22 protein-coding genes are annotated in these 23704 nt (G+C 50.5%); 13 read left to right on the plus strand and 9 right to left on the minus strand.

The genetic code is table 11. The features are described from left to right. The first annotated feature begins 2 nt into the window (after positions 1-2). From H6G89_RS07800 to H6G89_RS07810, 3 genes are all read left to right on the plus strand, one after another. Positions 3-833, plus strand: coding sequence for a M48 family metallopeptidase (locus H6G89_RS07800; RefSeq protein ID WP_190504738.1), 831 nt, complete (start codon positions 3-5; stop codon positions 831-833). A 194-nt stretch (positions 834-1027) separates the two neighbouring features. Further along, on the plus strand, positions 1028-1756 hold the full coding sequence (locus tag H6G89_RS07805; protein ID WP_190504739.1) for a Uma2 family endonuclease: 729 nt from the start codon (positions 1028-1030) through the stop codon (positions 1754-1756). A gap of 129 nt (positions 1757-1885) precedes the next feature. Then, a complete protein-coding gene (locus H6G89_RS07810; protein ID WP_190504740.1) occupies positions 1886-2140 on the plus strand; it encodes a GlsB/YeaQ/YmgE family stress response membrane protein in 255 nt (84 codons plus the stop codon). 184 nt (positions 2141-2324) lie between these two features. On the opposite strand, the gene guaD is transcribed toward H6G89_RS07810, so the two are convergent. Then, the gene (gene guaD / locus H6G89_RS07815) at positions 2325-3677 is read right to left on the minus strand and encodes a guanine deaminase (protein ID WP_190504741.1); all 1353 of its coding nucleotides are present in this window, start codon (positions 3675-3677) and stop codon (positions 2325-2327) included. Between the two features lie 30 nt (positions 3678-3707). After that, the gene (locus H6G89_RS07820; RefSeq protein WP_190504742.1) at positions 3708-4778 is read right to left on the minus strand and encodes a DMT family transporter; all 1071 of its coding nucleotides are present in this window, start codon (positions 4776-4778) and stop codon (positions 3708-3710) included. A gap of 337 nt (positions 4779-5115) precedes the next feature. Here H6G89_RS07820 and H6G89_RS07825 point away from each other — a divergent pair, with 337 nt between their 5' ends. From H6G89_RS07825 to H6G89_RS07840, 4 genes are all read left to right on the plus strand, one after another. Beyond that, positions 5116-5622, plus strand: a complete 507-nt coding sequence (locus H6G89_RS07825) for a hypothetical protein (RefSeq protein WP_190504743.1) — start codon at positions 5116-5118, stop codon at positions 5620-5622. Between the two features lie 151 nt (positions 5623-5773). Then, positions 5774-7282 (plus strand): hypothetical protein, encoded by a 1509-nt coding sequence (locus H6G89_RS07830; RefSeq protein WP_190504744.1) that lies wholly within the window; start codon positions 5774-5776, stop codon positions 7280-7282. A gap of 60 nt (positions 7283-7342) precedes the next feature. Further along, entirely contained in the window at positions 7343-7804 is a 462-nt protein-coding gene (locus H6G89_RS07835) for an ABA4-like family protein (protein ID WP_190504745.1), read from the plus strand. Positions 7805-7810: 6 nt separating this feature from the next. After that, positions 7811-8551 carry a sulfite exporter TauE/SafE family protein gene (locus tag H6G89_RS07840; RefSeq protein ID WP_190504746.1) on the plus strand — a complete coding sequence of 247 codons (741 nt, stop codon included), beginning with the start codon at positions 7811-7813 and terminating at the stop codon, positions 8549-8551. Positions 8552-8675: 124 nt separating this feature from the next. Here the strand turns inward: H6G89_RS07840 and fdhD are convergent, their stop codons facing one another. Both fdhD and H6G89_RS07850 read right to left on the minus strand, forming a co-directional pair. Further along, the gene (fdhD, locus tag H6G89_RS07845) at positions 8676-9509 is read right to left on the minus strand and encodes a formate dehydrogenase accessory sulfurtransferase FdhD (RefSeq protein ID WP_190504747.1); all 834 of its coding nucleotides are present in this window, start codon (positions 9507-9509) and stop codon (positions 8676-8678) included. 40 nt (positions 9510-9549) lie between these two features. Next, positions 9550-10317: an amino acid ABC transporter ATP-binding protein gene (locus tag H6G89_RS07850; RefSeq protein ID WP_190504748.1), complete on the minus strand. Its 768-nt coding sequence runs from the start codon at positions 10315-10317 to the stop codon at positions 9550-9552. 379 nt (positions 10318-10696) lie between these two features. Between H6G89_RS07850 and H6G89_RS34885 the strand changes: the two genes are divergently transcribed. Both H6G89_RS34885 and H6G89_RS34890 read left to right on the plus strand, forming a co-directional pair. Next, complete coding sequence (locus tag H6G89_RS34885; RefSeq protein ID WP_309229701.1) at positions 10697-11470, plus strand: basic amino acid ABC transporter substrate-binding protein; 774 nt, start codon at positions 10697-10699, stop codon at positions 11468-11470. 76 nt (positions 11471-11546) lie between these two features. Beyond that, positions 11547-12266, plus strand: a complete 720-nt coding sequence (locus tag H6G89_RS34890) for an amino acid ABC transporter permease (protein ID WP_309229703.1) — start codon at positions 11547-11549, stop codon at positions 12264-12266. Positions 12267-12468: 202 nt separating this feature from the next. Here the strand turns inward: H6G89_RS34890 and atpC are convergent, their stop codons facing one another. From atpC to H6G89_RS07875, 4 genes are all read right to left on the minus strand, one after another. After that, entirely contained in the window at positions 12469-12876 is a 408-nt protein-coding gene (gene atpC / locus H6G89_RS07860; protein ID WP_190504749.1) for an ATP synthase F1 subunit epsilon, read from the minus strand. Between the two features lie 84 nt (positions 12877-12960). Next, positions 12961-14409 carry a F0F1 ATP synthase subunit beta gene (gene atpD / locus H6G89_RS07865; RefSeq protein WP_190504750.1) on the minus strand — a complete coding sequence of 483 codons (1449 nt, stop codon included), beginning with the start codon at positions 14407-14409 and terminating at the stop codon, positions 12961-12963. A 109-nt stretch (positions 14410-14518) separates the two neighbouring features. Then, on the minus strand, positions 14519-15487 hold the full coding sequence (locus H6G89_RS07870) for a DVUA0089 family protein (RefSeq protein ID WP_190504751.1): 969 nt from the start codon (positions 15485-15487) through the stop codon (positions 14519-14521). Between the two features lie 1218 nt (positions 15488-16705). Further along, positions 16706-17662 (minus strand): hypothetical protein, encoded by a 957-nt coding sequence (locus H6G89_RS07875; RefSeq protein ID WP_190504752.1) that lies wholly within the window; start codon positions 17660-17662, stop codon positions 16706-16708. 885 nt (positions 17663-18547) lie between these two features. On the opposite strand from H6G89_RS07875, the gene miaB reads away from it, so the two are divergent. The 4 genes from miaB to H6G89_RS07895 all read left to right on the plus strand — a co-directional run bounded on the left by miaB (position 18548) and on the right by H6G89_RS07895 (position 22820). After that, complete coding sequence (miaB, locus tag H6G89_RS07880; RefSeq protein WP_190504863.1) at positions 18548-19900, plus strand: tRNA (N6-isopentenyl adenosine(37)-C2)-methylthiotransferase MiaB; 1353 nt, start codon at positions 18548-18550, stop codon at positions 19898-19900. Positions 19901-20021: 121 nt separating this feature from the next. Continuing rightward, positions 20022-21137: a D-alanine--D-alanine ligase family protein gene (locus tag H6G89_RS07885; RefSeq protein ID WP_190504753.1), complete on the plus strand. Its 1116-nt coding sequence runs from the start codon at positions 20022-20024 to the stop codon at positions 21135-21137. 24 nt (positions 21138-21161) lie between these two features. Further along, positions 21162-21329 carry a hypothetical protein gene (locus H6G89_RS07890; RefSeq protein WP_190504754.1) on the plus strand — a complete coding sequence of 56 codons (168 nt, stop codon included), beginning with the start codon at positions 21162-21164 and terminating at the stop codon, positions 21327-21329. A 96-nt stretch (positions 21330-21425) separates the two neighbouring features. Next, positions 21426-22820 (plus strand): aminopeptidase P family protein, encoded by a 1395-nt coding sequence (locus tag H6G89_RS07895; RefSeq protein ID WP_190504755.1) that lies wholly within the window; start codon positions 21426-21428, stop codon positions 22818-22820. Here H6G89_RS07895 and H6G89_RS07900 read toward each other — a convergent pair. Then, on the minus strand, positions 22817-23638 hold the full coding sequence (locus tag H6G89_RS07900) for a CAP domain-containing protein (RefSeq protein ID WP_190504756.1): 822 nt from the start codon (positions 23636-23638) through the stop codon (positions 22817-22819). The genes H6G89_RS07895 and H6G89_RS07900 overlap by 4 nt on opposite strands. Positions 23639-23704 lie beyond the last annotated feature (66 nt).

The following is a 23704-nucleotide window of genomic DNA, read 5'->3' on the forward strand; positions in this document are numbered from 1 at the left end:
CTATGCCAATCGAACTGCCCCCCGGAACAGCGAGTTACAGCGATCGCGATCGCCCACCCCAAAAACGCCAATACCTTGTGTTATTAGGCATTCTCGTTGCCATTATCGTCGCTGTCTTCTGGCTGTTTAATGCGCTGGTCAATGGCTTGGTTTGGATCATTCCTCCTGGTGTCGAGCGACAGTTGGGTGTGTTGACCGTGCCGAGTTTTGAGCGATTGGCGCAACCGTCTCCAGCGCAAGACACGCTGAACCAATTACTCGATCGCCTGGAAACCCATCTGCCTGCTGAGCAGCGACAAAACCGCGACTATCAGGTGTTTTATGTTCCAGACTCGACGGTGAATGCACTGGCAATTCCGGGCGATCGCATCATCATCTACAAGGGTCTACTCGACAAGATGGAGTCTGAGAATGAGTTGATGATGGTGTTGGGGCATGAGTTGGGGCACTTCACCAACCGCGACCACCTGCGGGCATTGGGACGGGGGCTGGTGCTGCAACTGGCACTGGCAACCTTCTTTGGTGATATTGGCTCCCTCCAATCGATCGCCCTCTCCGGGGTGACGGCTCTCAGTGATGCCCGCTTTTCTCAAAACCAGGAATATCGCGCCGATAGCGTTGGTTTAGATTTGCTCCATGCCACCTATGGACATGCTGCCGGAGCCACCGACTTCTTTGCAGAGTTGAGCCAACAGCCCGACCTCAATATCGAGTTTCTCTCAACTCACCCTGCCTCTCGTAATCGCGTCAAACGGTTAGAAGAAGCGATCGCCCAACGTGGCTATGGATTGGGAGAAAAACGTCCGCTGCCCGCTGCACTCGCTGGGGAGTAGGAGGTAGGGAGCAGGAAATCGGGTGAAGAAGATAGAAGAGTGAAGACGTGAAAGGTCGGAGGTAAACGATTGACCATTGACCATTAACTATTGACGGTTGACCATTGACGACTCACTCAAAACTCAAAATTCAAAACTTCTCCAACACAGTTGCGGTAGATTTAAAAGAACGAATGTATTCCTGACAAATCATCATGTTAACCACCTCTCCCACCTACACTGTTGCTTGGGAAAAGTTACCCGATGATTTTGTGTTGCCTGATGATCCCGTGGATAACATCAACCAACCTGCTCTTGCTGCCGCTTTAACCGAAAGCTTGCAACTTGCCGAAAAATTACCTGAAACTGCCCTGACTCCGACCAACTATGGCATCTGCGCTACTGTAAATGGCAAGATCGTCGTCAAAGCTCCAGATTGGGCATTCATCCCCAACATCACGGTTTCCAGAGCAGAGGTATTTCGCAGCTACACCCCTCGACTTCAAGGGGAGATTCCAGCGATCGCCCTGGAATTCCTTTCCGACACTGACGGTACAGAATACTCGGTCAAAGAAACCTACCCACCGGGCAAGTTCTTCTTCTACGAACAGATCCTGCAAATTCCTAACTATGGCATCTTTGAGCCAGAAACCGGAGCTTTGGAACTGTATCGGTTAAGTGAAACCAAACGCTATAAGTTAGAGCCTGTCAACGAACAAAGCCGCTTCTGGATACCAGAGATGCAGCTTTTCTTGGGCGTTTGGAAGGGAACTCGCGAAAACCGCCAGGGCTATTGGTTGCGCTGGTGGGATGAGCAGGGTAACTTGCTGTTGTGGGGTACGGAGAGGGTAGACCAGGAACGACAACGCGCAGAAGAAGAGCGTCAACGCGCAGAACGACTAGCTGCTCAACTGCGAGCCGCTGGGATTGAACCCAATTTATAGCTCCAAGTCTCGCAGATCACACTTCTATCCTTTGAGTAACAAATTAAATACCAGAGGCAGATGAGCGATCGCCTGCATTTATCTAGACTGACTAAATCAAGCTCGCAATACTTTCATCTGAGGTGTTGTATGGATTTGCTCACTTGGTTGATTGTTGGATTGATTGCAGGTCTGTTGGCTAGTGTTGTTGCTGGGGGCGTTGGTTATGGTCTCCTTGGCGACATTGTTGTAGGAATTGTTGGTGCGTTTGTTGGCGGGTGGCTCTTTCAGCAGCTTGGGTTAGCGACTCCGTTTGCAGGGTTAGCTGGCACGATTTTTGTTGCATTTATTGGGGCTGTCGTGTTGTTGTTCGTGCTTCACCTGCTACAGCGATCGCGTGTCTAACACTGATTTTAATCAGTCCCCTTTGTATCTTTCAGTGTTGTTAGAGCAGAGCGATCGCCTCTTGTGGTAGCGTAACTGCTATCGGACGAGAAATCGACTTGAATCCTGTACTGCTGACTTCTTTCATCACGACCTATTGAACTGAACTAGCAACCTCTAGTGCTTTTGATTCTAATACGGCACGCTAGCGATCGCCCTCTTTTGTATATGCCAATTCGCCCATGATGTAAGTTGCGTGAACGGCGCGATCGTCCCCCATCACAATCAGGCTAAACACCTGATCGGCTAACTCCTCCAGGGAAGTTGCCACTGAACGGGGGTTGCGGAATGCCATCAACGGGGTTGCCTGCGCATCCAGCACCACAAAATCTGCCTCTTTACCAGGCTCAAAATTGCCGAGAATGTCATCCAAATACAAAGCTCTTGCGCCGCCCAGCGTGGCGAGAAACATAGCTCTAAAAGGAGATAATCGCTGTCGCTGGAGTTGCACCACCTTGTAGGCGACGTGGGCTGTGACTAACAGAGAAAAGCTGGTTCCGGCTCCGATATCTGTGCCCAGACCAATGTGGACGGGATACTGGTCTGATTTGGCTTTGGTCAGCTTAAACAAGCCACTGCCCAAAAATAGGTTGGATGTGGGACAAAAGGCGATCGCTGCCCCAGTTTCTGAAAGCCGCTCAAACTCTGCATCGGTGAGTTGCACACCATGAGCAAAAACCGATCGCTTGCCTACTAGCCCTGCCTGGTCATACACATCCAGATAACCGTTGCTATCAGGAAATAGTTTGGCAACAAGCTCCACTTCATCGACATTTTCCGACAAGTGAGTGTGCAGATAGACATCGGGAAACTCTTGCAACAACTTACCCGCCATCTGCAACTGAGCATCAGTCGAGGTGACGGCAAATCGAGGTGTGACGGCATACAGGAGTCGTCCTTTTTTGTGCCATTTCTCGATCAGAGCTTTGCTATCGTGATAGGACGAATCGGCGGTGTCCATCAGGAAATCGGGTGCATTCCGATCCATCATGACTTTACCCGCAATCATTCGCAGGTTGCGCCGATATGCCTCTTCAAAAAACGCATCCGCAGATTGGGGAAATACCGCTGCAAAAACCAGTGCAGTGGTTGTACCGTTCTTCAGCAGTTCATCTAGAAAAAAAGACGCAACTTTCTGGGCATAGTCCTTATCTTTGAACTTGCCCTCCGTGGGAAATGTGTACTGAGATAACCACTCCAGCAGTTGCTCACCGTAGGCAGCGATCATTTCCGTTTGCGGGAAATGAATATGAGTATCGATAAACCCAGGCACAATTAAGCGTCCGGGATAGGACGTGATCTCTAAATCGGTATACTTTGGTTGCAGGGTGTTGTAATCCCCAAAGTCCTTGACTTTGCCATCTTCTAGAACCAGCAACCCATCAGCAACGTAACGGACACTTTCTGACTCAGGAACGTAGAATGGGTCGTCCGTGAAATCCAGAAAAGAGCCACGAATGGCTCTCAACGTTTTGGAAGATGGAGTTGCATGGGTCATGACAATCAAGGTTAAAAGGGGTCAGTGAATTTAAGCTTCCGGCTCTGATACGTTCATCTCACTTACCATACCTGAAGATTTGCCTGCAACCATCCTGGCAATTTGCTCTCGTTGATTCACCAAATAGACACTAATCAACGTAAACACGACTCCAATCCATTGCAGTTCAGTCAACTGTTCACCCAACAAAAACCCACTAAAGAGCAACGCAAAAACGGGTGTGAGAAAAATCAGGGCACTAACACTTGTGATGTTACCAACAGCCGCCAGATAGAAGAATATGCCGTAGGTAATGGCTGTACCAAAGATAGTCGCGTAGCCTAACCCCAACCATGATCCAGAGTCTAAATGGGTGATCTGGTTGTTCTCCTGTAAAAACGACAGAACCATCAGTGGAACACCCCCCAAAATCATGTGCCATCCGGTAGCAACGATTGGGTCAGCGTGTTGTTTGACATAACGCACAATTATTGTGCCAAACGACATTGCTAAAGCGGCTAATAGCATCAAAAACTCACCACTGTTGAGCAGGTTTTGCCAATTGAAGCCCGATGCCACAATCGGTTGAGATTCAATCACCTGTTCTCCTGCTTGTAAAACGGTCTGTGTCGCAAACGGTAGGGAGATGCCAATGTTGTGTAGAAGACCGTAGATCCAATCGGCAGGTAAACCACAGAGGCAGATCCCCGCCATGCCGATCGCCAACCCTAACCAACCCCACAATCCAATCAGTTCACTAAACAAAAACCGTGACAATAAGGCGACGACCAGCGGTTGAGCATCAATCAGCACGGCTCCCAACCCTGCCCCGGTGTTAACCAACCCTTCGGTTAAAAAGCCCTGGAACATCGCTCCATCAACCAGGGCAAAGATGCTGATCCAGAGCCAAGCCTGCCAGGTTTTGGGCTGTGGCAGCTTTAATACGGCAGCGACGAGCAAAATCAAGACACCTGCCGGGAGCAACCGAAACGCTGCCAAAAACAGGGGTGTGGTGTTGGGGATGACGAACTTCATCACCACCATTGCTGTTCCCAGGAAGAAAAACGGAGCAATGAGAAAGATCGGAGATTGGGTGAAGTCCTTCTGCGACTGGAGTTGCATACCTATAGATCCCTTCTGTAATTGGAAGCGTAGCGATTGGAAGCAGAGTCCTGTGAGAACCAATCAGGACAAATGATGGCTGAAGTGTGGGTAACGGTTAGGACGGCTGATGCAGAAATGTTCTGTATTTTGCATCCTCAAAGGTATAGTTTGGAAGGAATTACTTTTTGTATAAAGAACTACAAGTAAAGCTCAGCAATTAAAAAGCAATCTATTCGCCAGACCGGATTACGCTGTTGCCTGTAACCCTCGTGACTGTGCAACAAAATTGACTTGCTATACACTGCGAGTCTACTCACACTCATACAATTACGATTACTCGTAGCAACGATTAACAATGAACATTAAACACATTTTTCAGCGAGTTGCAGTTCTGGCGATCGCCTCACTTCTCATATTCATGTCTTCACCATCTGCCCTTGCATCAGACAGTTTCAGTAATCAAGCGATGCATCAATCGGCTCTCTTAATTGCGCCTGATCCAGATGCTCAAATTAATGTGTATCCTCGACCTGACACACGCAAACGTCGTGTGGGATATGGCATGAGTGGCGATCGCGTCACCGTGTTAGAGCAGGTTGGTAGTAACGAAGGGTTGACCTGGAATCGAGTTGAGTTTGAAGCTGCTCCCCATCTCAAAGGTTGGGTCAGAGAGGACTTTATTCGATTGCGACAAAGCTCTGATCGTCCTGATTCACAACAATCTAACCAATCAAATCAACAGAACTATCGTTCCAATGAACGGTATGGCAATCAACAGAAGTTGAGTAAGTCTCAAAACTCGGTGTTGCTGATCTTGGGGATGAATGAGCCGCGAGCAAGATGCTCGCACTGGTTGAGATGATTTGCCTAAAAGGAGGGTGAGCGTCTCGCTCACGCCTGTATCAGGAAAGCCATCCCGCTATTCAGCAACGCCCAAAACTCCTATCAAATCTCTCAGGACAATTGATATCTTCTATTTCGTCTTCTATTTAGAGTTAGGTTAGAGACTTCAGTTGTTTCAACATATCTTTGGTTTATTGATCAGTTTCATCGTTGTTGCAAACGTATATCCCTTTGCGTTTGGAAGCTTTTTCCCATCTGCTCGCATGATGGAATCTGCACCTCACGCCATATCGCAACCGATTTATGTGACTCACACGGGTAATGATGGAGTGGGTTCGTTACGATGGGCGATCGCTCAAGCCAATCAAACCCCTGGGGATGACCTGATTGATTTAAGTCAGGTGAGCGGCACAATTAGCCTCCACAGCAGCCTGCCCAGCATTACCAGCAACCTGTCAATTGTCGGCGATGGGGATGACAGCATTAGCGGCAACCAGGCTCATCGAGTGTTGTCCATTATAGAAGGCGATGTCGCAATTCACAAGCTCACCATTCAGGATGGCTTGGCTCAGGGAAGCGATGGACAACGGGGTGCGGGGGGAAATGCCGGAATGGGAGGGGCATTGCTGCTGGATGGCGGAAATGTGATTTTGAGCGATGTCAGCTTTGTGAATAATCGGGCGATCGGCGGAAATGGAACATCTCGCAGTCAGATTATCGCTGAGACTTCTTCCACCGTTGCTTCTCCGGTTGCCTTGCCCTTCATCGCTAGCAGCAACAACTTTTTGAAGGTCAATCGAGGTGCCATTGTCAGTGTCAATGGAGCCAGCATACCCGATGGGACAACGCTCAACTCCGATTTAGAGGGAATCACCATTGAGAGTGACCACAACAAGTTTCGGGCAAATCGGGGGGCGATCGCAGGCGTCAATGGCATCGGCATCGGTGGCATTGGCACGATCGCCTTTGGCGGTGGCGGTGGCTTTGGTGGATTTGGCAACGCGGGTAACGGCGGCAACGGCGGCAACGGTGGAGCGGAGGGAGGGAACGGCGGCAACGGGGGCGATGGTGGCAACGGGGGCGTTGGCATTTTTGGCAGCTTTGGCGAGTGGGAGGATCAGGGGGGCATTGGAGCGATCGCCTTTGGCGGAGGTGGTGGCTTTGGTGGGTTCGGCAACGCGGGGAATGGGGGCAATGGGGGCAATGCGATCGCGACTGCCAATGGTGGCAATGGCGGTAACGGGGGCAATGGTGGGTTTGGCGGAGGCGGTGGTAGCGGTGGTTTTGGTGGCAATGGCGGTTTAGCAGGCACGTCAGGACAAGTCGGAACCTCCGGCAACGGGGGCTTTGGCGGTGGCGACGGAACCCTGGGAATGGGGGGTGGGGGTGCTGGCTTTGGTGGGGCGATCTTTGTGCGATCGGGTCGTCTTATCCTCAGCAACACCCGATTTGAGAAGAATGTGGCGATCGGGGGAACGGGAGCCAATCCGGGGCAGGGTAAGGGTGGTGCGATCTTTATCATCCCGGACACGCTGATTCCAGAAGGCGATCGCTCAATTCCCAGTGTCATTGCCCTCAAACAACCACCCATTTTTGTAGAGAATGAGGCATCGGATGCAGGTCATACCGCAACCGACAATCCCGACATTTACGGGCAGCTTATGCTCGGTAGATCGTGAGGCGGATCGATGACCAATGCTATATGCTGCTAGATGAACCGATTCTCAGAATGAACCGCTATGACGCTCGATCTCCTCTTTGACGGTGCCAATATTTTTGTCTTACCCTTTTGGGCACTGATGATTCTGTTACCGAATTGGGGCGTGACTCGCAAAGTGATGGAGTCTTATCTACCCTTTGTGGCATTAGCGGGATTGTATGCCTACCTGTTTGTCAACAGTGTTGATCCAGAAACCGCACAGTCTTTCTCAAATCCCACACTGTCCGACTTAGCCCGCTTGTTTGCCGATGAACGAGTCACGGCAACGGGTTGGATTCACTTTCTGGTAGCGGATTTGTTTGTGGGCCGCTGGATCTATTGGGAAGGTCAAAAAACAGGTGTGTGGACAGCTCACTCATTGATTTTGTGTTTGTTTGCAGGGCCGTTGGGCTTGCTGTCTCACATCACAACACAAGCCGTGACAAAACGCTTTTTTGCGAGAGAGACAAAAACCGTAGAACAAGCCACTGATGCGGCGTGAGTGATCATGCTTGATATAGATGCAACCGTGATAGCCGTCGTTGCTATTATTGGACTGGCAACCTTTGTACGAGCGGCGATCGGGTTTGGCGATGCCTTGATTGCTATGGGATTAGTCAGCGGTCTGATCGGATTGCAAACAGCCACCCCACTCATAGCTCTCGTTGGTACGGCTATTTCCATTGGTGTTTTGGTGCTGCAATGGGGCAAATTCCAAATCAGAGCAATACTGCCACTCATTATTGCAACGCTGCTTGGTATCCCGTTCGGTTTAGGGCTGTTGACACTGGTGCCTGAGCAAATAGCCATTATTGTATTGGGAATCGTGTTGGTGAGTTATGGTGCCTATGGGTTGCTAGGCTTACAGTTGCCTGTCATTACGAGCGATCGCCCAGCCGGATTATTTGGGTTTGTCGCAGGTATCTTAGGAGGTGCATATAACACCAGTGGTTTAGTGATCGCGATCTATGGCACGTTGAAGCGGTGGCAACCCGAAGAGTTTCAATTGACATTGCAAGGCTATTTCTTTTGCACAAACTTCCTGATTCTGGCGGGACACGGTCTTTCAGGGCTATGGACGGCTGAAGTTTTGTGGCTATTTGGAGTGTCGCTGCCTGTTATCGGATTAGCCATTTGGCTAGGAAATATCACTAATCGCCGGATTAAGCGAGAACTTTTTGCCAAGGTGGTATTCGGTTTCTTGGTCGTGATTGGCTTGATACTGTTAATTAACAATGCCCTACAGTGAAAGTCAACCAAGTGGATTGGCAATCATGTTCCTGGAACTAAAACGATTTGTATTCCACCGAAGTAACGGGTCTTGCTCCATAACGTCACTCGACCAGAGCTTGAGGTGATCCACATCTAGCACTTTACAGCAACACTCGAATGCGTTGTTTGCCACTGTAAATGTTGAAGCGATCGCCTCGTAAAAACCCAATTAATGTGATGTTAAATTCTTGAGCAAGCGCAACGGCTAAACTACTCGGAGCAGAAACCGCACAGAGAATGGGTGCTCCTGCCGCGAGACATTTTTGCACTAACTCAAAACTCGATCGCCCACTTACCATAACAATGCGATCGCGCCACGGTAACTCGTTACTCAAAAACGCAGAGCCAATGAGCTTGTCGAGGGCATTGTGTCGCCCCACGTCTTCCTTAAGAGCTAGCAAATTGCCTTGAAGATCAAATAATGCAGCAGCGTGTAAACCTCCAGTGCTGCTAAAAACAGCTTGATGCGATCGCAATCGTTCTGGCAAGTTATAAATAACCGCTGCATCGATTTGTATGCCATCTGATAAAGCCGTGTATCCCCGCAGTTGCAATGCTTCGAGGCTGGCTTTGCCACAAATCCCACACGCACTCGTGGTGTAAAAGTGCCGTTCTAATGGTTGTAAATCCGGCAGAAATCCATGCCGCAGAGCTACATTCACAATGTTGTAGCGTTGCTCGCCATCTACTTGGGGATCGACGCAGTAACTCAACCGTTGAATATCGTCGTGGTGTTGCACAATGCCCTCGCTGTAGAGGAACCCTGCTGCCAGTTCAAAATCGGCTCCCGGAGTTCGCATGGTAACAGCAACCGTACGCTGCGGCTCAACAAAGCGGATCTCAAGCGGTTCCTCGGTGGCAAGCTGATCAAGGCGCGACTTTCCCTGACCTTGCTCCACCACCCAAACCGTTGTTTTTGTTTTGCTGGATTTCATGTCCTGGGCTTCAGGCAGGCTCGAAGCCGATTAACCACCTCTATACTTTGACAAAATTCATGCGACTGAGGAAGGTTTTGAGGCGATCGCTCTTGGGATAAGTGAGCAATTGTCGTGCTGAACCCTCTTCTTCAACCACGCCCTGATTGAGAAACAGCACACGGTTAGCGACTTCACGGGCAAACTGCATTTCGTGGGTCACAATCACCATCGTCATGCCCTCTTCGGCGAGTTGCTGCATTACCTCCAGCACTTCGCCTACAAGTTCTGGATCAAGGGCACTGGTCGGCTCATCAAATAACATGATTTTAGGGCGCATACATAGCGCACGGGCGATCGCCACCCGTTGTTTCTGCCCACCGGATAACTGTTCGGGATAAACCTCCGCTTTGTCGAGTAAGCCTACTTTTTCCAGGTAGGTACGGGCAAGCCGTCGGCTCTCTTTTTCCGATTGACCCAACACCTTACAGGGCGCGAGGGTGAGGTTATCAATCACGGTCATATGGGGAAACAGGTTGAACTGCTGAAACACCATGCCCACGTCTGCGCGCAATTGGCGCAACTGCTTCATCGAGAGGTTGGGGTTTGACAAATCAATGCCATTAACAACTAGATGTCCCCCATTAATGGTTTCTAAGCGGTTAAAACACCGCAGCAGTGTACTCTTGCCGCATCCGGAGGGTCCAATAATCGCCACAACTTCCCCAGTATTGACATGACCACTGATGCCTTTTAAAACCTGAAGTGATCCAAAATTTTTCTCAATCTGTTCAAATGCGATCGCGGGTGTGGATATATCGGTATTCATAATCTACAGATTATTTAGAATCTTTCTTTAAAGCCTAGCTCAGCGAGTAAGTCATTCGTAGTAATTGCTAACATATTCACCAATGCTAGATAGAATCCGTTGCTACTGACTGAAGCTCTGTTAATTTATAGGATGAATTGTTGCCAACAGTAAAGCCTATACAGTCTGCCTCAGAAGGGTACTAGCCATTGTTCGGTTAATTTGCTGACGGTTTAAATCTGGCATTTCAGTTATTTGAATAGGAAGATTGTCATTGCATTTTCGATTCATTACTGAAAGATAAACAATAAAACGAACGGAGAAAAATGACCGTATGATCAGCTTCACTCGATCACGTTTTTTACGCCAACTCTTTTTAGGATTTTTAGCTTTAATTTGCGTGGTGACATTTGCGGCGTGTGGGTCGTCTACACCCGAAAGTGGAACAACGGAGGGTGCTAGCCCTGCTGCTGACGCTGCTCCACTCAAAGTTGCCCTCGATCCAACCTTTCCTCCCTTTCAATCTCAGGTGGGCGAGGGTAATTTTGAAGGATTTGATATTGATTTGATTAATGCTGTCGCCGAAGCAGCAGGCTTCACGATGGAGTTGCAAGGCTTGCCGTTTGATGGCATTATTCCTGCTTTGCAAGCAGGCACCGTAGATGCCACCATCAGCACCATGACGATTACCTCAGAACGGGCTGAAGCCGTTGACTTTTCACGCCCTTACTTCAAGGCAGGTTTGGCGATCGCTGTTCAAGAAAGCAATACCGATATCACCTCATTTGAAAACCTGTCTGGAAAGCGGGTTGCTGCTCAAATTGGAACAACGGGTGCTGAAAAAGCCGCAGAAGCTGGTCCCACTGAAGTTCGCACCTTCGATAACACGCCGTTAGCGTTGCAAGAGTTGGCGAATGGAAACGTAGATGCGGCAGTGAGCGATGCACCTGTGATTCGCTATGCCATCAAATCAGGAAATGTCCAGGGCATCAAAGTTGTGGGTGATTTACTGACTGAAGAGTTTTATGGCATCGCTACTCCCAAAGGCTCGCCCAATTTGGAAAGAATCAATGCGGGCTTGACCACCATTTTAGGTAACGGTAAGTACCAGGAGATTTACCAGAAATGGTTTGATGGAGAACCCCCTGAATTGCCAGAGGCTGCACCTCTTTAAGTAAACAGAAGTCGGAGTTTTTCGAGAACTCCGACTTCTCTATCCAAAATTCCTTTAATTGACATAGAGAAAAACCGTGTTGCGAGCCATTGAAATTATCTGGGAGGCACTGCCGAGTCTCTTGTTAGGTGCTCTTGTCACTTTACAACTTACGGCAGTCTCGATTTTTGTAGGTATGATTTTGGGGTCGCTGGTTGGCATTATTCGCCTATCCCCCACAAAGCCTTTAAGACTACTGGCAAGAGCGTATATTGATTTCTTTCGGGGCACGCCCTTGCTTGTGCAAATTTTTATGATTTACTTTGGTATACCTCCGTTATTGAGAGCCATAGGATTAACCTTGCCACTCAATCAGTGGACAGCGGCGATCGTCGCCTTGAGTTTGAATAGTGGGGCTTACATTGCCGAGATTGTGCGGGCAGGCATCCAATCGATTGAAATGGGACAGCGGGAAGCGGCTCAATCGCTAGGGTTGGGTCCAGTGGAAACGATGCAGTATGTAATTTTTCCACAGGCATTTCGTCGCATGATTCCGCCGCTTGGCAACGAGTTCATCAGCATGTTGAAGGATACAAGTCTTGTAGCGGTGATTGGCTTTGAGGAACTTTTCCGAAAAGGGCAACTGTCTGTTGCGCAAAACTTTAGCCCGTTTCAGATCTACTCAGCCGTAGCGTTTGTTTATCTGGCATTAACGCTGCTCTCGTCACAGTTTTTTGGTCTGTTAGAGCAATGGATGAATCCGGTGGAACGCTCAAAGCGACGAGCAGTTTCCCCAGTCATTTCCCCAGAAACATAAAAAAATGCCCCTCCAAAAGGAGGGGTTTTCTTTCAATTCAACAATAGGTTTAAGAGCCTGGCGAATGAATTCGCGGCTGTCAGAACGAAGTCTGCATCGGCGGACTCGGGAAGATGAAGAATTCGACGAACGACGCAGGTCGGTTTTGCTTCTATAGCTGCGGTTTTAACCGCCAAAATCCTTATCCCAAATTCACGTTAACCTAAATTCCGCCGACGGCTTGCAAGCGAGCACGAGCACGCTTTAGAGCTTGAGTCGCTTGAATTTTTTCCTGACGATTGTCACTGCTGTTAGCTCTGTTGAGACGAGCTTCCGCTTCGTTGTAAGCCGCACGAGCCGCATCCCGATCGATCGAGTCCGCTCGCTCTGCGCCGTTCACCAAAATCGTGACTTCATCGTTTTCAACTTCAGCAAAACCACCCATCAGAGCGATCGCCACCCAATCGCGGCTCGCCCGAACGCGCATCACACCTGCATCCAAAGCAGTCAACAACGGAGCGTGACCCGACAAAATACCAAGTTGCCCAGTCGTGCTAGGCAAAATGACCTCCTCTGCGGAGGAGTCCCAGACGGTTTTATCTGGAGCAATAACACGGACAGTTAATGGCATGGCTTATTTGCAAGAAAGATAGTAATTGATGTGAGGGTCAGACTGGAGATTGAGCACTTAACCTCCAGTCTCAAGCCTCCGTGCTTAACCCTTGAGTTTCTCAGCCTTGGCGATCGCTTCTTCAATGTTGCCCACGAGGTAGAATGCCTGCTCTGGCAGATCATCCAACTCACCAGACAGGATCATCTTGAAGCCTTTGATCGACTCTTCCAGCGTGACGTATTTACCAGGAGAACCCGTGAATACTTCCGCCACAAAGAAGGGTTGTGAGAGGAAACGCTCAATCTTGCGAGCACGAGCTACCACGATCCGGTCATCTTCCGACAATTCATCCAGACCCAGAATGGCGATGATGTCTTGCAGTTCCTTATAACGCTGTAGCGTTGCCTGAATCTGACGCGCTACGCTGTAGTGCTCTTCACCCACAATGGAAGGCTGCAACATGGTAGAGGTAGAACCCAGAGGATCAACCGCTGGATAAATCCCTTTCGATGCTAAACCCCGAGACAATACAGTGGTTCCATCGAGGTGAGCAAAGGTGGTTGCAGGAGCAGGGTCAGTCAAGTCGTCCGCAGGGACATAAACCGCTTGTACCGAAGTGATTGAACCCTCTGTCGTGGAGGTAATCCGCTCTTGCAAATCACCCACGTCTGTACCCAGAGTGGGCTGATATCCTACCGCAGAGGGCATCCGTCCCAACAACGCAGATACTTCAGAACCCGCTTGAACGAACCGGAAGATGTTGTCGATAAATAGCAACACGTCCTGCTTGTTCACATCGCGGAAGTATTCTGCCATCGTCAGAGCCGACAGACCCACGCGCATTCTCGCTCCAGGTGGCTCGTTCATCTGACCGTAGACCAGCGCAATCTTAGATTGGCTGGGGTCTTCTTCGTTGATCACCTTGGATTCGATCATTTCGTTGTAGAGGTCGTTTCCTTCGCGGGTGCGCTCGCCCACACCGCCAAAGACCGATACACCCCCGTGGTTGATGGCGATGTTGTTGATCAACTCCATCATGATGACGGTTTTGCCGACTCCGGCACCGCCAAATAATCCAATTTTGCCGCCACGACGATAGGGAGTCAGCAGGTCAATCACCTTAATCCCCGTTTCAAACACCGTGGGTTTTGTTTCCAGTTCAGTCAGCTTAGGAGCAGGACGGTGAATTGGCAAAGTGTCCGTCATATCCACTGGACCTTTTTCATCGACGGGCTCACCGACGACGTTGAAGATGCGACCCAGCGTAACAGGACCAACCGGAACGCTGATGGGTGCGCCTGTATCAAAGACTTCCATCCCGCGCACCAGACCATCGGTAGAACTCATGGAGACAGCCCGAACCTGGTTATCCCCTAACAGTTGCTGCACTTCGCAAGTCACAGAAACTTCTTGCCCAGCGGCGTTTGTACCTGTAACTTTGAGAGCGTTGTAGATACGTGGCAACTGACCACTAGGAAATCTAGCATCTACAACGGGACCAATGACCTGTGTAATGAAGCCGACGTTTGTTTTCTCTGCTGTAGTGACCATGCTTGCGCCTATCGTGTAATCAGCTTAAATAACCCAAACCCGTTAATTCTGAAAACAGCCTTAAGTTTTGGAATCGCCATATTTCAGATTATCACTGATTGACACTTCTTCACGTTTGCTTACGGAAAAAGCCAAAACCTAAGGTGAGTAAGGTCAATAACCCCACAATAGCACTTGGTTCAGGGACAGATACTGGGTCTGGATCGGGGGTTGGAGATGAGATGGGATCGGGGGTTGGAGACGGGATAGGGCTGGAGGTTGGGGATGGAATAGGGCTGGAGGGGGATGGAGTCACGCTAGGACTCGGTGAAGGTTCAGAACTACTCGGAGCGGGCGTGCTACTGGAGGTCGGTATTGGAGTCGGAGTCGGCGTGGGGGTGGGAGTGGGTAAGGAAGGGGGGGGTGGAGTCGGGGTGGGTGCTGGAGTGGGAGACACACGGGAGATAAAGCGTGCCCCTTTCAGGGTGATGGTATAGGGCAACAGGCGTGAGTCAACGTTACGGCGGATTTGCCAGTTAGTCAGGGGCGATCGCACCGCATCTTCCGGACCATATAATTCGCGTCGTCCGTTGGGGAAGATGTAGCCCTGTTCTGAAATCGGGTCAACATCGTACCCTGCGATGCCCAGATAATAGACTCCTGCTGTTAAAACACCACTGCCAATGCGCGGGTCAACACGAATCGTAGAGCGATTAGTGTTGGGATTATAGCGTCCCCAATCATCTGGGGAGGTGTCGTCATTAGCAAATAGACCGTAGCCATTTTCGTCAAAGAGAAATAGCTGGGTGTCTGGATACAGCGTCAATTTTTGATTGGCAGTTGTCGCCAGAAATAGCTCATCCCAGGCGATATAAATCTTGTACAGATCTGCCCGCTGATTGATACTGCCAATAATGCTATCCAGCCGAATATTTCCTAACTCAGAAGTAACATCCATTGCTGTGAGGGGGATGGCACCTGCCTCCCCAACACTATTTTCATAGAAGACAGCCGCCTGAGCCGATGTTTCAAACGGTAGATGCCAGAAGACTGTACCCGCCAGGAGGAGTAAAGAGGCTTTTAATCGAAGAGTGTTCATCGCTATACATTTTGAATCAGCTTGCAGAGCTCTGGGCGTAACACCATGTCACCAACCGCGATCGCATTGGTGGAGTTAAGGGGTCAACCCAGAAAAAATTCAATGAATGTAAATGCCGATTCGCGTTCTATCCAAACTGGATAAACGCCATCCCCGATGGTAGGGAAATACCGAGGATTTAGAACAACCGATTAGTGCCGATGCTCAACAAGGGAGGGAACTGAGCTTGATGAAAGAAGTCAAGCGATTACAGTTAAGAGGATGTTGCGTTTGGGAACTGGCTTTGTTCGACGAGCCTAACTCGACCGAGGTTAGTTTAGATGCGTTTAACGAGGATGCGTTTAACTAAATAGTTGATTGAGTGCCAGTTAGAAGCAAGCAAGCCACTACTGTATCGGCTAACTTCTAATATTTCAAGCTGGATCTACAAAACGGTGTGCCAGGAAAATCAAACTCGCTAGGCTAGACCCTTGAGTTAGCCTGCGTTCGGGATAAGGATTTTGAGGGCTTCAACCGCAGTTACAGGAGCGAAACCGACCTGCGTCGGTTCAGCAACCTTTTGCTTTACAGAAGTCTGCGAGGCAGACCTGGCTCCAGTAGGGTTCGACTGAGCTTACGCCGAAATCTGCAAATTGATTTGCCAGTGCTTAACCCGAATGACGTTTAGTTAAAGTCTAGAGAGTCAAGTCTTAATTACTTACCACCCATAGTAGGATTCCCATTCCCAAAGTTCATCAAGTTTTGATTTGGGTCTGTGAAGTTACTGTGAAGTATTGCAGGGCGCAGATGGGTCTGCTCAACTCACCCATACAGTTTGCAAATTTATTCAAAAACATAAATTAAATAACGCGAATTCGGGGTAAGGATTTCGGCGGTTTTAACCGCCGCTATGGGAGCAAAACCGACCTGCGTCGGTTCGTCAAGTCCTGCATTTTCCGGAGTCTGCGTCGGCGGACTTCGCTCTGATAGCGTTCCACTGAGCTCACGCCGAAGTCTGCGATTTCAATCGCCAAGCATCCAAGATTTGTCAGGCAGTCGGCCCTAATGCTGGGAAAGCTTCCTGACTCGCCTCCGCCCTATCAAATGTGGCTACGGCTGTAACATAGGCAAATTCCGTGCTGTACGGGTTTGGCATTGCCAAACCCCTCCACAAAAACTGCGTTTTATTTAATTCATAATCCTAAATCCACGATCCTGAGCAGAGCCGTGCTGGTCAGACTAGCGATCGCCCCCAGTTGATTTCTGCTTGAATAGCCGACTACCCAACACGAGTGCTAGCAAACCAGCTACAGCCGAAGGTTCTGGTACTGATACGGGTTCCGAGGGTTCGGGAGTTGGACTGGGAGAAGGAGTCACTGATGGCTCGGGCGTTGGCTGTTCCGTAGTTATCGTTGGGCTGGGAGATGGAACTGGAGCGGGTGTTGGTGTTAGAGATGGAGCCGGGGTAACACTCGGAGCCGGGGTTGGGCTAGGGCTAGGGCTAGGACTGGGAAGGGGAGGTGTGAGAGCAGGTTGGTTGGGGATGGGCGATCGCGCTGGTACATAGCGAGCACCATTCAGAGCAATCGTGTAAGTCCGCATTGGCAGCAATCGACTGGTAGCCGGTCCCTGCCAACCTGTCAGGGGTGCCTTAGCAGCATCCTCGGCTGTAAACAAGCCCCGTCGTGCATTGGGGAAGATGTATTGGTTAAATCCCCGCGTTGGATCTAAGCCGTAGCTGGAAATCCCTAAGTAGTAGATTCCGGAGTAGGGGAGTTGCCCTGCTCCTGCACGAATTGTGGAGCGACTGGAATTGGGATTATATCGGCTGCGATCGCTGGGTGAAGTGTCATCGTTGGCGAGTAGACCATAGCCATTTTCATCAAATAGAAAGAGCTGAGTGTCGAGATCCAGGGGGTTATTCCGATGCTCAGTAGTGGCTAAAAAATCTTGACTATTATCAATAAAAATCTGATACAGATCAGCCTGGTTGCCAAGGATACCATGAATGCCTACGAGTGGAGTGTCACCCGACATCGTGTTAACTTTCATCGCACTCCAAAGCAGGGAACCTGCGTCTCCTTTGTCACTCTCGTGAAACATAGCTGCACGAGCTGGGGCTTGCCAACCCGGTATAAAACAGCTTGCGCTGGTGATAGTGAGTGTCAGGATTCCTAACTTAAATAAGGTATTCATGGCTAAGCATTCTAGAGAAATAGTGACGACAGAGTTAGCGATCGCACAAAAGGCTGACGCTCTGAAATAGAAGAATGGAGGTGATATGAATGATTGGATGAGTGCCTATTTCGGGGGGTTAGGGGAAAGTCTTCTACTGAGAGTTGGCTTTAACGAGAGAGCGAAGCATCTCAATGTAGAAACCGAATAATGTTTAATTTGGCTTATAGAATCAGTCAGCTAGCACCAAGCATTGAGTACCGAGCGTTCAACCATCAATACGAAGCTCTGTAGCACCTAAAACTGATAGGAAACATTAGGACAATTCAGTAGAAACCCTCGGCTAAGATTTAGTTAATTGGACAATTTGAATACTCATCTATTAGTAATAATACGGTTTCAACTTGTACTTCAAATAAACTTTCTATCGCTATCCTATAAATTTCTGGTTAAGAATACAGAAGCCATCATCCCGGCGAATCACCAGGAATGGTATAAAAGAAATTTTATTTATATAGGATAAATCGTAAATATACGAACTCCAAGTATTCCTACCGAAACGACTAATGAATTGCGGGCAGTTTCAAGGTTCGTTGATTCGTTGTTCTCTCTATACGTGTTTCTCTCATCAAGGTTTTCTCACCGACCGTTAGGATCTGGATAACCAGTCCTCCGATAGCAACCGAGGGGTTGGTTAGGATGGGGTGCAGGGGTGAAACCCCTGGCTGATGGCGCAGCCCCCACACCCCCTTGCATTAACTGTCTCGATAGTTGCTATATCTGCCCCATAGATGGATCAGGATGAAATCTATAATTAAGTGGAGATGGGATAAGGAATCTTCATCTGAAGCTCATTCATCTCACCCATTTCAACACCAACCTGTAACCATCACCCGTACTGTCAACATGGCCCACTCGTCTCGTCGTTATCACATCACTACATTTGGCTGCCAGATGAACAAAGCTGACTCTGAGCGGATGGCAGGCATCCTAGAAGGGATGGGGTTTGAGTGGTCAGAGGCTCCTGATGATGCCGACCTGATTTTGTACAACACCTGCACCATTCGCGATAACGCCGAGCAAAAGGTCTACTCCTACCTGGGGCGACAGGCAAAGCGGAAACACGAGCAACCCAACTTGACCCTCATTGTTGCGGGCTGTGTGGCACAGCAAGAAGGGGAAGCGTTGTTGCGGCGTGTGCCAGAAATCGACCTGGTTATGGGTCCACAACACGCCAACCGTTTGCAGGATCTCTTAGAGCAGGTGTTTAATGGCAATCAAATCGTTGCGACCGAGCCAGTCCATATTTTTGAGGACATTACCAAACCACGTCGGGATAGTCAGGTAACAGCCTGGGTCAACGTGATTTATGGCTGCAATGAGCGGTGTACCTATTGCGTCGTTCCCAATGTGCGGGGTGTGGAACAGTCGCGCACACCAGAGGCGATTCGCGCCGAGATGGAGGAATTGGGAAGGCAGGGCTACAAAGAAATTACCCTATTGGGGCAAAACATTGATGCCTACGGTCGCGATCTTCCGGGCGTTACCGCTGAGGGACGGCACCAGCACACACTAACGGATTTGCTCTACTTTGTGCATGACGTGCCAGGGATTGAACGAATTCGCTTTGCCACCAGCCATCCCCGTTATTTCACAGAACGGTTGATTCGTGCCTGTGCAGAGTTGCCGAAGGTTTGTGAACACTTCCACATTCCCTTTCAGTCGGGTGACAACACAGTGTTAAAGGCGATGAGTCGGGGCTATACCCACGAAAAATATCGCCGCATTATTGACACCATTCGTAGTTATATGCCCGACGCAGCGATCAGTGCTGATGCGATCGCGGGCTTTCCGGGTGAAACGGAGGAGCAGTTCCAAAATACCTTGAAGTTGGTGGAGGACATTGGCTTTGACCAACTCAATACGGCTGCCTATTCCCCTCGCCCTGGCACCCCGGCGGCACTGTGGGAGAACCAGCTTTCCGAAGAGGTGAAGAGCGATCGCCTGCAACGGCTCAATCATTTAGTGGCGACCAAAGCAGCCGAGCGATCGCAGCGGTATGCGGGGCGCATCGAAGAGGTGCTGGTGGAAGACCAGAACCCTAAAGACCCGACGCAGGTGATGGGGCGGACTCGGGGTAACCGCCTGACCTTCTTTGCGGGCGATATCACCACATTGAAGGGGCAGGTTGTTCCCGTCAAAATCACGGAAGTGCGGGCATTTAGCTTAACGGGGTCGGCTTTGGTTCCCGTTTGCTAGCCTCTCAGTCCTCAGCCCTCAACCCTCAGCCCTTTGCCTGATCAGAATTTGGAGACTTTAAGCAGAGCCTAGCGTAATCGGTGTGGTAGGCTAGCTGCGATGATTGTGGTGAGGCATACCCATGACAAAACTGCGAGTTGGGCTGTTGTTTGGCGGGTGCTCTGGAGAGCATGAGGTTTCGATTCGGTCGGCACAGGCGATCGCTCAGGCTCTTAGCAACCCCCAGAACAGCGATCGCTATGAACTGATGCCCATTTACATTCAAAAAGATGGATGCTGGCGACCGGGCGACCTGGCACAACAGGTGCTCGCCGCCGGTACTCCCCCTGCCACTTTAACGGCAGAATCATCACAGGCAACTGGGTCTGATCTAGCTCAAACTGAGGGACTGCAACCCCTCACCACAACTGCCGTGGAGCGATGGCAATCGCCAGCACAGGTAGCAGAAGTGGATGTCTGGTTTCCCATTTTGCATGGACCCAATGGTGAAGACGGGACGATTCAAGGGTTGCTGAAACTGATGCAAGTTCCGTTTGTTGGGGCTGGTGTGTTGGGATCAGCGATGGGCATGGATAAGCTTGCCATGAAGATGGCGTTTGCTCAGGCGGGTCTGCCACAGGTGAAGTATCAAGCGGTGAAGCGATCGCAAATCTGGTCGAATCCCTGCGTTTTTCCCAAGCTGTGTGACCAAATTGAGGCGGAGTTGGGGTATCCCTGTTTTGTTAAACCTGCCAATCTCGGCTCCTCCGTCGGCATTGCCAAAGTCCGCAATCGTGCCCAACTGGAAGCGGCATTAGACAGTGCTGCCAGTTACGATCGCCGTCTGATTGTGGAGGCAGGAGTTCCCTCTCCCCGTGAAATTGAGTGTGCGGTGTTGGGCAACGACAACCTAAAAGCCTCTGTGGTGGGCGAAATCACTTACCAAAGTGACTTCTACGACTACGAAACCAAGTACACCGAGGGACTGGCGGATCTGCTGATCCCCGCTTCGATTCCGGAGGCGATCGCTCAGCAGGTGCAGGAGATGTCAATTCGGGCGTTTGAGGCGATCGATGGCGCAGGCATTGCCAGAGTGGATTTCTTTTATGTAGAGTCCACAGGCGAGGTGTTTATCAACGAAATCAACACGATGCCAGGATTCACGGTGACCAGCATGTATCCCCGGCTCTGGGCAGCGAGTGGTATTTCTTTCGCAGAGTTGGTGCATCAATTGGTTCAGTTGGCATTAGAGCGGTAGAGAGTGGGGAATGGGGAGTAGGGAATGGCGAGTGGCGCGATTTATCGCGCCTGTAGAGGGAATGGAGAATGGGCAGTGGCGCGATTTATCGTGGCTGTGAAGAGAGTAGAGAGTGGGGAGTGGGGAGTGGGAGCGAATAGCATTCGCCTGAGTGGGATTCAATGTGTCCAGTGCAAAATTCAGGCAGTGTAAATTAGGGATTAGGGGAAATTGCCGTTGCCCCATCCAACCTCCTGCTCGTAAAACCCAAAAATCCAAAATCTAAAACCCAAAATGGTGTAAGTTGTTATGTCCCTTCAGAGCGATCGCTTGCAAACAAACTACTTGTTGGCAGACACGCTGCGCCAGCGACGCCAGCGACTTGCTGCCCTGGTGGATTTTCCGGTGATTCTCTGGTCAGGGGGGAGCAGTGCCCGCAACTATCCGGGAAATCCCTACCCGTTTCGTGCCAGCAGCCATTTCCTCTACTTTGCAGGGGTACCGCTTTACAACGCAGCCATCCGTCTGGAGCGGGGCAAGTTAGAGCTATTTATGGATGACCCAACTGCGGCTGATATTTTGTGGCATGGCGACAGTGCGCGGCGATCGCACATTGCAGTCCAGATTGGAGCCGATGCTGACTATCCTCTCTCAGAACTGAAACATCGTACTGAAGGAGCCGCTACTGTTCCAGTGCAGGATGCAGCCACTCGCTTGCAACAAGCTGAATGGCTCAATCGTGAACTCGCCCCCACGCATCAGGCAGACGGGATTGATTTAGAGTTGGCAAAGGCGATCGTCACAGTACGCCTGACCCACGATCAGGCGGCTCTGGCAGAATTGCGTAAAGCCGCTGCGGTCAGCGTTCAGGCACACAAGGCAGGCATGGCAGCGACCTCCACTGCTACTCAGGAATCAGACATCCGAGCGGCAATGGAAGGGGTGATTTTGGCGCGTAACATGACCTGCGCCTATACCAGCATTGTCACCGTTCACGGTGAGGTGTTGCACAACAACTACTATCATCATCCAGTGCGTCCGGGTGATTTGCTATTAGCCGATGTCGGGGCTGAAGCTGAGACGGGTTGGGCATCCGACATCACCCGCACCTGGGCAGTTTCTGGGCAATTTTCCTCAACGCAGCGCGACATTTACAATGTGGTGCTGGCTGCCCACGACCTGTGTATCGAGCAAGTGCAACCGGGAGTGGAATACCGCGATTTGCATTTGATGGCAGCAACGGTGATTGCCGCCGGATTGGTGGATTTAGGCATCCTCAAGGGTCATGCGGAAGATCTGGTGGCAATGGATGCCCATGCTTTATTCTTTCCACATGGGATTGGACACCTGATCGGGCTGGATGTCCACGATATGGAAGACTTTTGGGATCTGGCAGGGTATGAACCGGGCAGGACTCGCAGCGATCGCTTCGGATTAGGCTATCTGCGGCTCGATCGCCCCCTGCGCCCTGGGATGCTGTTCTCGATTGAGCCGGGGTTCTATCAAGTGCCTGCGATCTTGAATGATGGCGATCGCCGTGCTAAGTATGCTGACGTTGTAGATTGGGATCGCCTCGCTGCTTTTGCGGATGTACGGGGTATCCGGATTGAGGATGATGTGTTAGTGACGGATACGGGGCACGAGGTGTTGACGGCGGATTTGCCAACAAAACCAGAGGCGATCGAGGCGTTGGTGAAACCCTAATCTCGTGAAATGCCCTCTGGCACTCGTGGTGTGACTCGCACATCTGCCGGAGTTGCCATTGACTGTGCCCAATAGTGCCTATAGGTATAGCGACCCGTATCGCGACCCAGATAGAAATAACCCACGCCGATCTCTTGTACCTGATAGGCAAGGAGATTGCGGCGATGTCCGCTGCTGTTGATCCATCCGCGCATGGCAGAGGCGGCTGAGGTGTGTCCGGCAGCCAGGTTTTCAGCGGCTTCTGAGTAGTCGTAGTCGGCTGCTCGCATCCGATCCCAGGGGGAGGAACCATCTGCCCCCGTGTGGCTGAAGTTATCTTGCACTGCCATCGCACGGGCATAGGTTTGAGCGGCGTTGGTCAGTTGGGTATTCAATGCCAGGGGTTGCAATCCGTTCTGCACCCGGTAGGCATTGGTTTTTAGCACTACATCGTAGGTAGGGCTGATGCGATCGGTGGGGGTTGTAGTCAAGGTGAGCCGATAGACCGTGCTGCTCTCCGTTTTGGGAAACACGCGGATAAAGTAGGTGCCGCTGCCCAGCCCATCGATCGCGATCGATTCGGCGGCGTTACCCGATGCGCGTGAGCTAGCCACCACTTCCCCGACATCGACTGTGCCATCGCGATCGCGATCTTGCACAATTTCCAGATCAGCATTGGCTCTCAACGCCCTGAGATCCAACTTTAAGCTGCTGCGACCCTTGAGGCGAAACCAATAGAAATCGGCTGGGTCAGTTCCGCCGATCGCGTCTTTGCGAATGACACCCGATCGCAGTGCCCTCGACTGTTGCAGGTTGTCTGCCCCTAAATCTCGTGCCATGGCTCCAGCACCGTTGACGTTAAACAAATGGAAGAAATCTACGCTTAAAAGTCTGCTTTAGAGTCA

The sequence above is a fragment of the Oscillatoria sp. FACHB-1407 genome (assembly GCF_014697545.1).
In the GTDB taxonomy this organism is placed as follows: Bacteria; Cyanobacteriota; Cyanobacteriia; order Elainellales; family Elainellaceae; genus FACHB-1407.